Annotated in this window: 17 protein-coding genes; 12 read left to right on the plus strand and 5 right to left on the minus strand. The window is 68.7% G+C overall.

Annotation, left to right across the window (positions count from 1 at the left end; all coding sequences use genetic code 11):
• Positions 1–9 precede the first annotated feature (9 nt).
• Positions 10–405: a hypothetical protein gene (locus tag ACFHNC_RS07960; protein WP_437168686.1), complete on the minus strand. Its 396-nt coding sequence runs from the start codon at positions 403–405 to the stop codon at positions 10–12.
• A 90-nt stretch (positions 406–495) separates the two neighbouring features.
• Here ACFHNC_RS07960 and ACFHNC_RS07965 point away from each other — a divergent pair, with 90 nt between their 5' ends.
• Positions 496–1,329, plus strand: a complete 834-nt coding sequence (locus ACFHNC_RS07965; protein WP_437168687.1) for an alpha/beta hydrolase family protein — start codon at positions 496–498, stop codon at positions 1,327–1,329.
• Positions 1,330–1,332: 3 nt separating this feature from the next.
• Here ACFHNC_RS07965 and ACFHNC_RS07970 read toward each other — a convergent pair whose 3' ends face one another.
• Positions 1,333–1,800, minus strand: a complete 468-nt coding sequence (locus tag ACFHNC_RS07970; RefSeq protein ID WP_437168688.1) for a hypothetical protein — start codon at positions 1,798–1,800, stop codon at positions 1,333–1,335.
• Positions 1,797–2,294, minus strand: a complete 498-nt coding sequence (locus tag ACFHNC_RS07975; RefSeq protein WP_437168689.1) for a hypothetical protein — start codon at positions 2,292–2,294, stop codon at positions 1,797–1,799. The genes ACFHNC_RS07970 and ACFHNC_RS07975 overlap by 4 nt, the downstream gene beginning before the upstream one ends.
• A 138-nt stretch (positions 2,295–2,432) precedes the next feature.
• Here ACFHNC_RS07975 and ACFHNC_RS07980 point away from each other — a divergent pair, with 138 nt between their 5' ends.
• Entirely contained in the window at positions 2,433–3,104 is a 672-nt protein-coding gene (locus ACFHNC_RS07980) for a sulfite oxidase-like oxidoreductase (RefSeq protein ID WP_437168690.1), read from the plus strand.
• Positions 3,097–3,642 carry a glutathione peroxidase gene (locus tag ACFHNC_RS07985; protein ID WP_437168691.1) on the plus strand — a complete coding sequence of 182 codons (546 nt, stop codon included), beginning with the start codon at positions 3,097–3,099 and terminating at the stop codon, positions 3,640–3,642. Before ACFHNC_RS07980 ends, ACFHNC_RS07985 begins: the two co-directional genes overlap by 8 nt.
• A 187-nt stretch (positions 3,643–3,829) precedes the next feature.
• On the opposite strand, the gene ACFHNC_RS07990 is transcribed toward ACFHNC_RS07985, so the two are convergent.
• A complete protein-coding gene (locus ACFHNC_RS07990; RefSeq protein ID WP_437168692.1) occupies positions 3,830–4,510 on the minus strand; it encodes a uracil-DNA glycosylase in 681 nt (226 codons plus the stop codon).
• Between ACFHNC_RS07990 and folK the strand changes: the two genes are divergently transcribed.
• From folK to era, 7 genes are all read left to right on the plus strand, one after another.
• Positions 4,509–5,018 carry a 2-amino-4-hydroxy-6-hydroxymethyldihydropteridine diphosphokinase gene (gene folK, locus ACFHNC_RS07995; protein ID WP_437168693.1) on the plus strand — a complete coding sequence of 170 codons (510 nt, stop codon included), beginning with the start codon at positions 4,509–4,511 and terminating at the stop codon, positions 5,016–5,018. The two genes, ACFHNC_RS07990 and folK, sit on opposite strands and share 2 nt — an antisense overlap.
• A gap of 117 nt (positions 5,019–5,135) precedes the next feature.
• The gene (rpoZ, locus tag ACFHNC_RS08000; protein ID WP_168052456.1) at positions 5,136–5,531 is read left to right on the plus strand and encodes a DNA-directed RNA polymerase subunit omega; all 396 of its coding nucleotides are present in this window, start codon (positions 5,136–5,138) and stop codon (positions 5,529–5,531) included.
• 67 nt (positions 5,532–5,598) lie between these two features.
• Positions 5,599–7,869, plus strand: coding sequence for a RelA/SpoT family protein (locus tag ACFHNC_RS08005; RefSeq protein ID WP_437168694.1), 2,271 nt, complete (start codon positions 5,599–5,601; stop codon positions 7,867–7,869).
• 9 nt (positions 7,870–7,878) lie between these two features.
• The gene (gene acpS / locus ACFHNC_RS08010; protein ID WP_437168695.1) at positions 7,879–8,301 is read left to right on the plus strand and encodes a holo-ACP synthase; all 423 of its coding nucleotides are present in this window, start codon (positions 7,879–7,881) and stop codon (positions 8,299–8,301) included.
• 105 nt (positions 8,302–8,406) lie between these two features.
• Positions 8,407–9,159 carry a signal peptidase I gene (lepB, locus tag ACFHNC_RS08015; RefSeq protein WP_437168696.1) on the plus strand — a complete coding sequence of 251 codons (753 nt, stop codon included), beginning with the start codon at positions 8,407–8,409 and terminating at the stop codon, positions 9,157–9,159.
• Positions 9,160–9,248: 89 nt separating this feature from the next.
• The gene (rnc, locus tag ACFHNC_RS08020) at positions 9,249–9,977 is read left to right on the plus strand and encodes a ribonuclease III (protein ID WP_437168717.1); all 729 of its coding nucleotides are present in this window, start codon (positions 9,249–9,251) and stop codon (positions 9,975–9,977) included.
• On the plus strand, positions 9,974–10,900 hold the full coding sequence (era, locus tag ACFHNC_RS08025) for a GTPase Era (protein WP_437168697.1): 927 nt from the start codon (positions 9,974–9,976) through the stop codon (positions 10,898–10,900). The genes rnc and era overlap by 4 nt, the downstream gene beginning before the upstream one ends.
• On the opposite strand, the gene ACFHNC_RS08030 is transcribed toward era, so the two are convergent.
• Positions 10,901–11,572 carry a DUF6498-containing protein gene (locus ACFHNC_RS08030; RefSeq protein WP_437168698.1) on the minus strand — a complete coding sequence of 224 codons (672 nt, stop codon included), beginning with the start codon at positions 11,570–11,572 and terminating at the stop codon, positions 10,901–10,903.
• Between the two features lie 63 nt (positions 11,573–11,635).
• On the opposite strand from ACFHNC_RS08030, the gene recO reads away from it, so the two are divergent.
• Positions 11,636–12,364 carry a DNA repair protein RecO gene (gene recO, locus ACFHNC_RS08035; protein ID WP_437168718.1) on the plus strand — a complete coding sequence of 243 codons (729 nt, stop codon included), beginning with the start codon at positions 11,636–11,638 and terminating at the stop codon, positions 12,362–12,364.
• A 77-nt stretch (positions 12,365–12,441) separates the two neighbouring features.
• On the plus strand, positions 12,442–14,457 hold the full coding sequence (locus tag ACFHNC_RS08040; RefSeq protein WP_437168699.1) for a cache domain-containing protein: 2,016 nt from the start codon (positions 12,442–12,444) through the stop codon (positions 14,455–14,457).
• Positions 14,458–14,522 lie beyond the last annotated feature (65 nt).

The following is a 14,522-nucleotide window of genomic DNA, read 5'->3' on the forward strand; positions in this document are numbered from 1 at the left end:
AGCGCCGCCTCAAATGCGGGAGAGGCGGATGGTGTCGACCAGGCCGTCCGGCCTCCTTCGTTCCCCACTCATGCGACCATCTGGCAGGAGGCGGAAGGTGAAGCGAAATGTGCTGCCGAAGCCGAACGCGTTGCCCTCTATCGGAGCTTGGAAGCGCGATGGGGGCGTTTGCATGAACTGGTAGCTGCCGACTGCTTCGCCAGCGGGGCTGATGCTCTCCACGATCAGCGTGCTTTCGGCATTTCCCCCCCAGTATCCGGTCCAGCGGCCGACGAATGCGGCGGGGCCGGTCTGCACTTGCGCCGTCGGCGCAGCGGTGGCCGTGGTTGCAGGGCGCGCAGGACCTTCCGCGGCGCAGCCGATAAGGACGACGCTTGCCAGGAGAAGTGGCGACTGTCGGATCATTCTGTTACCCCCATACCGGTATCAGCCGATCATCATGATAATCGACCCGTAACGGTGTCAACGGACTTCGAGATCTGGATTGGGTTGAGGATGCGCGGAACCCTGCTGGCCCTTATCCTCACCGCCTGCGCCGCGACACCTGACCCCACACTGCACAGCATTCCCGTACCTGGCACCGGCCGCAGCATCGAGGCTCGGCTATGCCGGCCAGAAATCGGCGGGCCGGTACCGCTGGCCATCATCAACCATGGCTCCCCCGGCCAGGCCGCCGCCCGCGGCGCGATGCGGCCGCAGCCCTGCACGGCGGAGGCGGTGCGCTGGTTTCTCGATCGCGGCTTCGCCGTGTTGCTGCCGCTGCGGCGCGGCTATGGCGCCGGTACAGGCGGTTGGGCCGAGGGCTTTGGCAACTGCGCCAGCCCGGATTATGCGGCGGCCGCGCGGCAGACGGCGCGGGATATTGCCGCGGCGGTGGCGCATGGAAGCCGCCTGCCGGGCATCAGGCCGCAGGGCGTGCTCGTGGTGGGCCAATCCGCTGGTGGCTGGGGCGCGCTGGCCCTGGCGGCAAACCCGCCGGAGGAGCTGGCGGCAGTGGTGAACATGGCAGGCGGCCGCGGTGGCTGGGCCGGTGGCCAGGCCAATGCGGTCTGCGCTGCGCCGCGCCTGGTAGCGGCCGCAGGCGAGTTCGGCCGCACGGCACGGCTGCCGACGCTGTGGGTCTACACGGCCAATGACAGTTTCTTCGGCCCGGACCTCGCTGGCGCCCTGCACCGCGCCTTCACCGATTCCGGCGGCCGCGCCCGCTTCCAGCCGATGCCGCCCTTCGGCCGCGATGGCCACAGCCTGTTCTTCGGCCCTGGCGGCAGCGCGATGTGGGGACCGGTGGTGGAGACATTCCTGCGCGTCGAAGGCTACGCGCCCCGGTAGTTGCTACTGCAGACCGCCCCAGCGTTCCGTCGCCGGTTCCGCGGCGGCCCATTTCCAGCCCGAATCCTGGCGGCAGGCGGTGGTGACGAACCACTGGCCCTCGCCCTCGATCGCGAAGGCAGCCTCCCGGCACTCCGCCAGCGGGTTGTCGATGACCCGCACCAGTCGCACCTGGCCGCTGCGGTTGCCGATCGGGATGAAGTGGCGCACCTGCCAGGACCCGGCCTCGCCGGGGTCGAGGCCGCCGATCGCCTCCGCCAGCGCGTCCTGTTCCGCCCGCTGCCGGCGGCGCATCACCGTCTGCATCCCGGCGGTGACGCCAGCGCGCACGCTCATGCCGATGGCATAGCCAACCGCCGGGTTGCTGCTGGCCAATGCCGCGCCGCCCCCGGCCACTGCGCCGGACAAATCCGCCACCTGGCCGCAGCCCGCCAGCATCGCGGCGAGACCCGCCACCGCGAGACGCCTCACTGCAGGCTGCCCCAGCGTTCCGTGGCAGGTTCGGCGGAGGCCCAGCGCCAGGTGGTGTCGTCGCGGCAGATGGTCGCGGTGTAAAAGCGGCGGGTCTCCGGCTCGACCACGGAGAACACGATCTCCTTGCAATCCAGCGTGCCGGCCGTGATCTGCCGCGTCACCGCAACCTCGCCGGCCTCATCCGGCTGCAACGGGATGGTGTGGTTCACGGACCAGGCGGCGACCTGGCCCACCTCCAGCGGCCCGGCGGTGGCGGCCAACCGCAGCTGGGCGCTGCGCTGGGTGCGTCGCTGGGCGTATTGCAGCCCGGCCCGCGCGCCCGCCTGCACGCCAATGCCGATTCCGGTGGTGGCCGCCGCGCTGGCGCCCACCGCCTCCGCCAGGCTGGCGCTGCCGATGCCGGCGGCGGCACCCGTGCCCTCGGATAGCAGCGCGCCGCAGCCGGGCAGGGCGGTGGCGCAGACAAGCAGCAGGCAGTGTATGCGGGTCATGTTCAATCGGATGGCCGATGCAACCGGCCCTCGCAACCCCGCATCACCATCCGGATTGTTTCGGAGAGGAATGGGTGTCAGGCGGCCCCCTCTTGCAACTCGCCCCTGTCACGGTACCTATCGCAGCAGGAGATCCCCATGCCTGACAACGAAGACATTCCGCTGACGGGCAAGCTCCGCGATAAGCTTGTGGAGGCCAAGCAGGAGTGGGCGCGGGAAGGGCGACTGTTGACCGGTACCACCGCCACGCCGGAGACCGCGCGCCTGCCGCCGGGCCAGCGCCTGGTGACGGATTTTCCGGTCCTCGACCTTGGCGTGCAGCCGGATGTCAGCGTGGAGAAGTACCGCCTGCGGATCGAGGGTCTGGTGGCCGCGCCGCTGCGACTGACGCTGGCTGAGTTCCGGGCCTTGCCACAGGCCAGCCGGACGAACGACATCCACTGCGTCACCCAATGGTCGCGCTACGACAATGCCTGGGACGGCGTGCCGGTGCCCGATCTGCTGGCGCTCGCGCGGCCGAAGGACGAGGCGCGTTTCGTCGCGCTCACCAGCTATGATGGCTACACCACCAACCTCGCGATCGAGGATTTTGCCCGGCCGGAAAACCTGGTCGCGCATGCATGGGCGGGTGCGCCGCTGGAACGGCAGCATGGCGGGCCGCTGCGGTTGGTGGTGCCGCATCTGTATTTCTGGAAAAGCCCGAAATGGCTGACCCGCATCGAATTGCTGCGCGAGGACCGGCCCGGATTCTGGGAGGTGCGCGGCTATCACAATCGGGGCGATCCCTGGATGGAGGAACGCTATGGCTGAGCTTTCGCGACGTGCGATCCTGGCCACGCCCCTGCTGATGGCCGCCGCACCCGCACCCACCATCTTCGATTTCCGGCTGGATGCGCTGGAAGGCGGGCCATTGGCGCTGGCGGATTTCCAGGGCCACGCGCTGATGGTGGTGAACACCGCCAGCTTCTGCGGCTACACCCCGCAATATGAGGGGCTGCAGGCGCTGCATGACCGCTTCGCCGGGCGCGGCTTCAGCGTTATCGGCGTGCCCTCAAACGATTTCCGTCAGGAGAACACGGACGCGGCGAAGATCCGGGAATTCTGCGAGACGGTCTATGGCATCACCTTTCCCATGGCTGGGCTGACGGAGGTGCGTGGGCCGCGAGCGCACCCGCTATTCGCCTGGCTGGCAGCGCGGGCCGGTGGGCCGCCGCGCTGGAATTTTCACAAATATCTGGTCGCGCGAGACGGGATGGCAGTGCGCGCCTTTCCCACCTCGGTCAATCCATCGAACCCGGTGCTGGTACAGGCGGTGGAGACTGCTTTGACGCAATCTGCGGTGGGGTGAAACGAAGTCTGCAACTCTGCCGCTGCTGCCTCGTTGTCCCGTCGTCGTGAACCGAGGGACATCCCATGAACAGCATCGTCTACATTGTTGGCGCCGTGGTTATCGTTATTGCCATCCTGAGCTTCATCGGGCTGCGCTGATCCGGTCCGGGGGCGCGGTTCCGCCGCGCTCCTGACCAGCCAAGCCCCTATTGCAGCAGGGGCAGGATCGCCCGCACCGCGGATTCGAACATTTCCGTGGTCAGGCGGCCCGTATTCGTGTTGTAGCGACTGACATGATAGCTGTTGGCCAGCACCACGCCATCCGGCAGCGTGTGCTGTGCGCCATGGGCGAATTTGTAGCGGGCGACCGGAATCCGGTGGCTTTTCAGCAGCGCGTTATGCGCCACCAACCCCAGCGCCAGAACCACGCGCAGACCCGGCATCGCCAGCCGTTCCGCCAGGACGAAGCGGTTGCAGGTGGTGATCTCCGCCGGTGTCGGCAGATTCTCCGGCGGCACGCAGCGCACGGCATTGGCGATGCGGACGCCGCGCAGCTCCATCCCGTCTTTCGGATCCTCCCGGTATTCGCCCGTGGCCAGCCCGTATTTCAGCAGCGTCGCATAAAGCAGCCTGCCGGCATGGTCGCCTGTGAAGGGCCGGCCGGTGCGGTTGGCACCGCGGACGCCCGGCGCAAGGCCCAGCACCAGCAGCCTGGCCTCACTGTGCCCCCAGCATGGAACAGGGCCATTGTGCCACTCCGGCCATTTGGCGCGGTTCTCCAGCCGATAGGCGACCAGGCGCGGGCAGAGCGGGCAGTCGTGGCTGGGCGTCTCCGGCAGGGGCAAGGCGTGGTCTTTCGCGGCTGCGGCTTGTATGGCGCCGAACATGATCCTGATCGCCCTTGGCGCCAACCTGCCCGGCCCGGATGGGCGGGATGCGCTGGAGACCTGCCGTGCCGCCGCGGCGCTGCTGGATACGTTGCCCGGACTGCGATTGCGGGCCCTGTCCCGCTGGTACGGCACCGCGCCGGTGCCGCCCAGCCCCGGCGTGCCGGATTACGTAAACGGCGTGGCGCGCCTCGCCCCGCACCCCGGCGCCGCGCCACCCGACCCGGCCGCGCTGCTGGCGGAATTGCAGCGAATCGAGCACCGCTTCGGCCGGGTGCGGCCCTATCCCAATGCACCGCGCACGCTGGACCTGGATTTGATCGACCTGGATGGTGCGCTGCGCGACGCACCGGACCCGATCCTGCCGCACCCGCGCGCCCATCTTCGCGCCTTCGTCTTGGCCCCGCTGGCCGATGTGGCGCCGGGCTGGGTGCATCCCCGGCTTGGTGTGACCGCGGCGGCTTTGCTGGGAACCACTGACCAGGAGGGTGTCCGGGTTCTTGCGTAATTGGCCCCGGCTGGCTACATGGAGCGTTCACCATAGGGTGGGGAGGGGAGTCCCGCGCGCAGTCGCCGCGCTTCGGGTTACCCGGACTATTCCCCCCGCATCGGGATTGGAGCCGCCATGGCGCGCGTTACTGTCGAGGACTGCATCCTCCGCGTCCCCAACCGCTTCGAACTGGTCCTGCACGCGGCGCAGCGCGCCCGCAATGTCAGCCGGGGCGAGGAACTGACGGTCGAGCGGGACAATGACAAGAACCCCGTCGTCGCCCTGCGCGAGATCGCCGAGGGCACGGTCGACCTCGACCTGCTCCAGGCGGATCTGGTCAAGTCGCTCCAGCGCGCGCCGGAGCCGGAGCCGGCGGAGGAGGAGGTGCTCGACCTCATCGCCACCGACGAGAACATTTTCGGCGTCATGGACGTGAACGAGGAAGCGATCGGCGAGGGTGCCGGCCTGGAAGATCTCTCGCCCGACGATATCGAGGCGGCGATCGCTGCCGAACTCGGCGGAAAGCGCTGACGCCAGGGCGAATGCGCAGCGGCGCTACCGCCGCCGCGCACCCGCCAACGGCCTCACGGGGCCGCGAATGAACACGCCCGGCGATCCCCCCGCGGGTCTTTCGCTGGAGCCACCGCCGCCGGCGCCGGCCCTGCTGCCCGCCGGGTCTCCGCCGGCCGGCGAGACCATCGGCCAGGAACTTGCCCGCCTTGTCTCGGCCTATGCGCCGCGGGCGGATACCTCCCTCATCGAACGCGCCTGGGTCACCGCCTGCGCCGCGCATGAGGGGCAGAAGCGGGACAACGGCGACCCCTACATCATCCATCCCGTCGCCGTGGCCCGCACACTGGTGCAGTACCGGCTGGACGCGGCCTCCATCGCCACCGCGCTGCTGCATGACGTGGCGGAAGATACCAAGGTCGGACTGGCGGAGCTGGAAAAGCGCTTCGGCAAGGAAGTCGCCCGGCTGGTGGATGGCGTCACCAAGCTGACCCGCCTCGAACTGCAATCCGAGCGCACCAAGCAGGCCGAGAATTTTCGGAAGCTGGTCCTGGCGATGTCGGAAGACATCCGGGTGCTGCTGGTGAAGCTGGCGGACCGTCTGCACAACATGCAAACGCTGCATTTCGTCCCGCAGGAAGCCCGCCGCCGCAAGACGGCGCGGGAGACCATGGAAATCTTCGCCCCGCTGGCGGAGCGCATCGGCATGGATGCGCTGAAGACTGAGCTGGAGACGCTCGCCTTCCGCGAGCTGGAGCCGGATGCCAGCCAGTCCATCGTCGCCCGCCGTGGCTTCCTCTATGGCCAGGGCGCCGACCTGATCGTCGAGATCCGGGAGGATCTGAAGCGGGTGCTGGAGGAAGCTGGCATCAACCTGCTGGAGCTGACGGGGCGGGAGAAGTCGCCCTATGCCATCTGGCTGAAGATGCACGGCAAGAGCATCGAGTTCGAGCAGCTCTCGGACATCATGGCCTTCCGCGTCATCGTCCCGGACCAGGCCGCCTGCTACCAGGCGCTCGGGGTGCTGCATTCGGCCTATCGGGTCGTGCCCGGGCGGTTCAAGGACTACATCTCGACGCCGAAGACCAACGGCTACCAGTCCATCCACACCGGCCTGACGGTACCGGAACGCCGCAACGCCAAGATCGAGGTGCAGATCCGCACGCGGGAGATGCATGAGGTCGCCGAATACGGCGTCGCGGCGCACTGGATCTACAAGCAGGGCGGCGAGGCCGCGCGCGACCAGCAGAAATTCCCCTGGGTGAAGGCGCTGCTGGAAATCCTGGAACAGGCCAGCGAGCCGCAGGAATTCCTCGACGCCACGCGCCTCGAACTGCACCGGGACGAGGTGTTCTGCTTCACCCCGAAGGGCGAGCTCATCGCGCTGCCGCGGGGTTCGACCTGCGTCGATTTCGCCTATCAGGTGCACAGCCAGGTCGGTGACCAATGCGTCGGCGCCAAGATCAACGGCCAGATCAAGCCGCTGCGCACGCCGCTGGAAAACGGCGACCAGGTGGAGATCATCACCGCGCGCGGCGGCACGCCGAACCCGCAATGGGCGCGCTTCGTCGTCACCGGCAAGGCGCGCGCGCGCATCCGCCGCTTCGTCCATGCCGAACAGCGCCAGCAGCAGCAGCAGGAAGGCCGCGCCGCGATCGCCAAGGTGTTCCGGGCGGAGGGCGTGGAATTCTCCGAGAAGCAGATGGACCCAGCGCTGAAGGCGCTGAAGCAATCGAGCTTCGAGGAATTGTGCCTGGTGGTCGCCGCCGGCGCCGTCTCGGCCAAGGATGTGCTGCACGCCATCTACCCGGAACTGCGGGGCCCGCCGCGGGCGGCCGATTCGCTGCCCCTCGCAAGGTCACGCCCGCGCGCCGTGCCGCTGGCCAAGGGCGGCTTCAAGCGCGACGTCACCATGGGCATCACCGGCCTGGTGGCGGGGATGGAGGTGCATTTCGCCGGCTGCTGCCACCCGCTGCCGGGTGACCGCATCCTGGGCATCGTCACCACGGGCAAGGGCGTGACCGTCCACAAGACGGATTGCCACAACCTGTCCGGCTTCGCCGAAAGCCCGGAGCGCTTCATCGACATCGACTGGGATTACGGCGGCGGCGTCGGCGTGGCGCATACCGGGCGGATCGAGGTGGTCACCGCCAATGACCGCGGCGCGCTGTCCGCCGTGACGGATGCGATTGCGCGCCAGGACGGCGCCATCGAGAACCTCCGCATCGTCCATCGCGGCCCGGATTTCCAGGAGATCGCGGTGGATGTGGAGGTGCAGGACCTCCGCCACCTGTCCAACATCATTGCCGCCTTGCGGGCGCTGCAGGGCGTGGCGCAGGTCGAGCGGTCGAAGGGTTAGCGCGACTTCATGATCATCGGCCTGGGCAGCGACATCATCGACATCCGCCGGATCGAGCGGGTGATGGCCAAGTACGGCGACCGTTTCCTTGCCCGCATCTACACCCCGGCGGAGCGCGCGAAGGCCGAACGGCGCACCGAAAAGATCCGCGCCGCCACCTACGCCAAGCGCTATGCGGCGAAAGAGGCGGCCTCCAAGGCGCTCGGCACCGGCTTCCGGGCGGGCGTCTTTTGGCGCGACCTGGGGGTGGTCAACCTGTCCTCCGGCCAGCCCACCCTGCGGATGACGGGCGGTGCCGCGGCGCGGCTGGCGGCGATCACCCCCCCGGGCCATGGCGCCCATGTGGCGCTGACCATGACGGATGAGTTCCCCTATGCGCAGGCCATGGTCATCATCACGGCGGTGCCGCTGCCGCGCATGATGCCGGCGTAACGGCACGTTCCTTGACAGGCCCCATCGCCTCGCGCTCTATCCCGCCCGTAGAGACGCGTCCGGCATTTGGGGCGTCCGTTGAGGATGCCCGCGCAAATTCCCTCCATGGCCAAACATAAGTCGGGCGGCTGGCTCGAATCCATCAAGACGGTGGTTTATGCCGGGCTGATTGCCATCGGCATCCGCACCGTTGCGTTCGAGCCCTTCAACATCCCGTCCGGCAGCATGATCCCCACGCTGCTGGTGGGGGATTACCTGTTCGTCTCGAAGTATTCCTACGGCTATTCGCGGCATTCCATGCCGTTCAGCCCGAACCTGTTCGACGGCCGCATCCTTGGCAGCCTGCCGCAGCGCGGCGACGTGGCGGTGTTCAAGCTGCCGCGGGACAATGCCACCGACTACATCAAGCGCATCATCGGCCTGCCCGGGGACCGCATCCAGGTCCGCGCCGGCGTGCTGCACCTGAACGGCCAGGCGGTGCGGCGCGAGCTGATCGGGCCCTTCACGGTGGAAGGCGACGGGCCCCGCCTGGTGGTGCGCGAATACCGCGAAATCCTGCCGCCGCAGCCGGGCGTCGAGTCGCATGCCCACAACATCCTCGAAATGTCGGACGACCAGCCCTTCGACAACACCTCGGAATACGTCGTGCCGGCCGGCCATGTCTTCGCCATGGGTGACAACCGCGACAACAGCCTGGACAGCCGGGCACAGAATGCGGTGGGCTTCATCCCGGTCGAAAACCTGGTGGGCCGCGCGGAGTTCATCTTCTTCTCCGTCGATGGCTCCGCCCGTTGGTGGGAGGTATGGGGCTGGCCAACGGCAATCCGCTGGAGCCGCCTGCTCAGCGCGGTGCGGTGAACCCTTCCGAGGACGGTCCGGCCGGGTCGCTGCGCGACCGGATGGACGAGGCGCTGCGCCTGGAACGCAGCCAGCGCCGGCGGGTGAAGGTGCAGGCGAAACGGGCGGAGGTGGCCGAGACCACCCGCAGCGCGCATGACGCCGCACTGACCAGCTTCGCCGCCACCCTGCCGCACCACTTCGCCCGGCCGGAATTGCTGGTGGAGGCGCTGACCCATCGCTCCTCCGCCGACCCGAACCGCCAGCAGCTCGACAGCAATGAAAGGCTGGAATTCCTGGGCGACCGGGTGCTGGCGCTGATCATGGCCGAATGGCTGGCGGAGCGGTTTCCGCAGGAGCGGGAAGGGGCGCTGGGTAAGCGGCTGGGCGCGCTGGTCTCGGCCGAGACGCTCGGCCGCGTGGCGGAACGCATGGGCCTTGGCGCAGCACTGCGGGTGCCGCCCGGCGAACAGCGGGCCGGGGTGATGGCGCGGCAATCCGTGGTGGCGGATGCGCTGGAGGCGCTGCTCGGCGCGTTGTATGTGGATGGCGGTCTGGATGCCGCCCGGGCGCTGATCCGGCGGGAATGGGAATCGCTGCTGGAGGTTTCCTCCCGCCCGCCTTCCTCGCCGAAAAGCCGGCTGCAGGAATGGACGCTGGGGCGAGCGCTCGGACTGCCGGACTATGTGCTGGTCTCCACCAGCGGCCCGCCGCATGCGCCCGTGTTTCTGGTGCGCGCCGTGGCGGCGGGGCGGGAGGCGGAGGCGACAGGCGACAACAAGCGGGCCGCGGAACAGGCGGCGGCTGAACAACTTTTGCAGGTATTGGGCGCGGCATGAGCGAGACGGAAACCCCCATCGAGGCTGAAGGCCCGCGCCGTTGCGGGCTGGTGGCCATTGTGGGTGCGCCGAACGCGGGCAAGTCCACGCTGGTGAATGCGCTGACGGGGACCAAGGTCTCGATCGTCTCGCCCAAGCCGCAGACCACGCGCTTCCGCATCCGCGCCGTGGTCATGCAGGGCCAGGCGCAGATCATCCTGGTGGACACGCCCGGCATCTTCGCCCCCCGCCGCCGGCTGGACCGTGCCATGGTCGCCGCCGCCTGGGGTGGCGCGCAGGATGCGGACCTCGCCGTGCTCATCGTCGATGCCCGCGCCGGGCTGACGGATGAGGTGCGCCAGATCACCGAGAAGCTGAAGAAGGGCGGCCGGCGGGCGATGCTGCTGCTCAACAAGGCGGATCTGGTGGATCCGACCCGGTTGCTGCCGCTGTCGCGCGACCTGAACGAGATCCTGCCCTTTGCCGAGACTTTCATGGTCTCCGCCCTGAAGGGCCGGGGTCTCGACAAGGTGCTGGCCGTGCTGGCCAACAGCCTGCCGGAAGGCCCGTGGCTGTTCCCGGAGGACGATCTTTCCGACCTGCCGCAGCGCATGTTGGCCGCCGAGATCGTGCGCGAACAGGTGCTGCGCCAGACGCATGAGGAAGTGCCCCACCACGCGACGGTGGAGACGGAAAGCTGGGCAGAGCGCAAGGATGGCAGCGCCCGGATCGACGTGACCATCTACGTCACCCGCGCCACCCAGAAAGCTATCCTGATCGGCGATGGCGGCGCCAAGATCAAATCCATCGGCCAGACCGCGCGGCGCGAACTGGAGGCGCTGCTGGAGCGGCGCATCCATCTGTTCGTCAACGTCAAGGAACGCGCCGGCTGGGACGAGGAACGCGGCCGCATCCGCGCGCTGGGGCTCGACGACCCGGGCTGATCAGGCGGCCGGTGCCTGGGCCGCACTATGCTCCGCCCGGTGCGCCCGAAGGTCCAGCACCAGCTTCAGCACCACCAGCAAGGCCAGCAGCGCCGAAGGCGAACCCAACGCCATGGTCACGGCGCCGCCCAGGATGATGACCAGGTGCAGCACGATGATACGCGGATAGGGCTGCTTCATCAGGCTGATGGCATCCGCCTGCCGCCATTCGCCCTGGCCCAGATAATTCACCACGAGTGAGAACAGGTGGCTGGCCAGCAGGGCCAGCATCGCCCAGCGCAGCCCGTCCGGCGCCAGCAGGAAGGCCAGCGCCCCACCCAGTTCCTGCCCCGTCGGCCCCAGCATGCCGACCACGAACTGGCCGTGCACGAAGGTGAACAGCCCGTAGTGCAGGGTGAAGAACCCCATCACCAGGGCCATCGGCCAGAGGCGCTTCAGCACCATCAGGCTGCCCATCCGCAGCAGCACCATCACGCCGATGACGATGTTTTCCGCCCAGAACAGCAACACGATCTCATAGACCGACCAGTAGCCCAGCAGCACCCCGCCCAGCGGCACCAGATTGGCCAGCACCAGCGCGGCGGAGGAGGCCATCAGCGGCACGGTCACCGCGCCGATCATCGCGGCGGCGCCCTTCGGATTGGCCCGCGCCGCCGTGGGGGGTTTCGTCAATGGTTTCTCCCGCGCCTGCCGCTTTTCAGTCTCTCACCAAGCGCCCACCTTATTGGCGTGAGCATCGAATGGACCGCCCCGGCAATCATCCTCGACATCCGCCCGCATGGCGAGGGTGGCGTCATCGCGACGCTGCTGACGGAGGAACACGGCCGCCATGCGGGGCTTGCCAAGGGCGGTGCCTCCCGCGGCCAATCGGCGCTGTGGCAGCCGGGCAATCTGGTGGAGGCGCGCTGGGTGGCGCGGCTGCCGGAACAACTCGGCGCGCTGAGCGCGGAACTGGTGCACCCCGCCGCGGCACTGGCGATGGAAGACCCGCTGGCGCTCGCCGCACTGCGTTCCGCCTGTGCTGTGGCGGAATCGGCGCTGCCGGAGCGGGAGGCGCATCCGCGCATCTTCCACGGCCTGGTCGCCTTCATCGCCACCCTGGCGCGCGGCACCGAACTGGCGCTGCCGGATCTGGTGCGGTGGGAGGCGGAATTGCTGGCGGATCTCGGCTATGGGCTGGATTTCTCGGCCTGTGCGGTCACCGGCAGCCGGGAGGATCTGGCCTTCGTCTCCCCGCGTTCCGCCCGCGCCGTCTCTTCCGCCGGCGCTGGGGAATGGCGCGAGCGGCTGCTGCCGCTGCCCGCCTTCCTGCTCGGCCAGGGGCCGTCCGGGCCGCTGGATTGGGCGGCGGGACTGCGGCTGACCGGGCATTTCCTGGCCCGCGACGTGTACGGGGTGCATAATCGCGGCTTGCCCGCGGCGCGGGACCTGCTGACGGATCGGGTCGCTGGCCTGGCTGCCTGAGGCCGGCCGGGTCGGCTTAACCTAGTCATTACTCACATGTCGCATGCTGAACCGGTCTCCTGAACGGACCGACCACCATGATGACCAAGCCACGCCTGACCACCATCTCTTTCCGGCTTCACCTTGTCGCACTGTTCGCCATGGTCGGGCTGATGGCGCTGGCGGCGCTGCAAACCTCGGACAAGATCGGACGGTTGGAGGCGGAGCGTGTCGCGGTGCTCAAAAGCGTCAGCGAATCGGCCACCGGTATTCTCGCCCACTACCATACGGAGGAGCGGGAAGGCCGGATGCCGCGCGCCGAGGCGCAGCGCCTGGCGGCGGAGGCGCTGCGCGGCATTCGCTATCACGACAACGAGTATGTCTGGATCAACGACCTTTTTCCCCGGGTCGTGATGCACCCGTTCCGGCCAGATCTGGAGGGGCGCGACGTCTCGAATGTGCGGGATCCGAACGGACTTGCGCTGTTCATCGCCTTCGCTGAGACCGCGCGCAGTCGCGGTGCCGGTGTCGTTCCCTATCTCTGGCCGCGCCCTGGCGCCAACCAGGCGGCGGCCGTGCCGACCGAGAAGCTCTCCTACGTGCAGCGTTTCCTGCCCTGGGACTGGGTCGTTGGCACGGGTCTCTATGTCGATGACCTGCGCGCGGCGCAGCGCTACGCCCTTTGGTTCGGCCTCGCCCAGGCCGGTGGTGTCGCCCTGGCCGTGGCGCTGCTGGTCGGGTTGGTGGTGCGCAGCATCACGCGGCCGCTCGCCACGCTGATCGGTGCCACTCGCAGCTTGGGCGAAAGCGGCCTGGCGACACCGGTGCCAGAGATTGGTCGGCGGGACGAGTTTGGCGACCTGGCCCGTGCGCTGGAAGGGTTTCGTGTTCAGGGTCTGGAGAAGATGCGGGTGGAGCAGGCGGCCGGCGAGATGCGAACCCTGGCCGCGCGCCGGCAGGCGGCGATGGATCGCCATACCCAGGATTTCGGCGGGTCCGTCGCGGGGGTCATGGCCTCGCTCACCGCATCATCCGAAGGCATGCGCCAGGCGGCTGGCGATATGGCGCAGGCCATGTCCTTGACCCAGGCGGGCGCGGCAAACACGGCGCAGGGCGTCGAGGACAGCCAGCACGACCTCGCCTCCGTTGCCGCGGCGACGGAAGAACTGACTGCGACGATCGCCGAGATCGCCCGCCAGGTCGGCGATGCGGCGGACAAGGCGCGTCAGGCAAAGGACCGCGCAACGGCCACAGATGCCTCCGTGCGCGGCCTGACCCATGCGGCGGGTGAGATCGGCGAGGTTGTGCGCCTGATTACCGGCATCGCGCAGCAAACCAACCTGCTGGCGCTGAACGCGACGATCGAGGCGGCGCGGGCCGGCGATGCCGGCAAGGGCTTCGCCGTCGTCGCCTCCGAGGTCAAGCAGCTTGCGGCCCAAACCGCGCGGGCGACAGAGCAGATCGGCAGCCAGATCGCCGCCATGCAGGCCGCCACCAGCGATGCGGCCGGCGCGGTCGGCGCGGTCGGCCTGGCCATCGCGCAGGTCAGCGGCGCTACGGACGGCATTGCCTCCGCGGTGGAACAGCAGGGGGGCGCAACCCGCGAGATCGCCGCCAGCGTGCAGGCGGTGGTGCAGCGCAACGCCATGGCGAGTGCGGCGATGCGGGACGTTCGTGGCGCGGTCCAGCAGGCCGACGGCACGGCACAGGCTGTGCAGCAGGCGGCGAACGAGGTGACGCGGACCTCCGCAGCGCTGGAGCAGGAATTGCGGGGTTTTCTGGCGGCAATGGGCAGCGCCGCCAGCGACCGCAGGGGCTATGAACGACTGCCTGGCGGCGGCGCCCGCGCGACGCTGCTGTTGGCGGGCGGGGCCAGGCAGTCGTTGACGATCCGCGATGCGTCCCGCGGCGGCATGGCCCTTGATTGTCCGACGGTGCTTGAGCCTGGCCTCGAAGTGCGGGTCGAATGGCCAATGGCTGAGGAGCCGGTTGCGGCGAGGGTGGTGCGCAGTTGCCCCGGTGAATTGGCGCTCATCTTCAAGCCCGACCCGGCCAGCCTGGCGCGCATCGATGGCCTGCTGGCCCGGCTTGGACCGCAGCCGGCTGCCGCGTGAGGCTGGCCGCGGCAGCTTGCCCCTCAACAGGAAGCCCGGCTTGCGCTAGAAGAGGTTCGGACAAG

Source organism: Falsiroseomonas sp. E2-1-a4, assembly GCF_051433165.1.
Lineage (GTDB): Bacteria > Pseudomonadota > Alphaproteobacteria > Acetobacterales > Acetobacteraceae > Falsiroseomonas.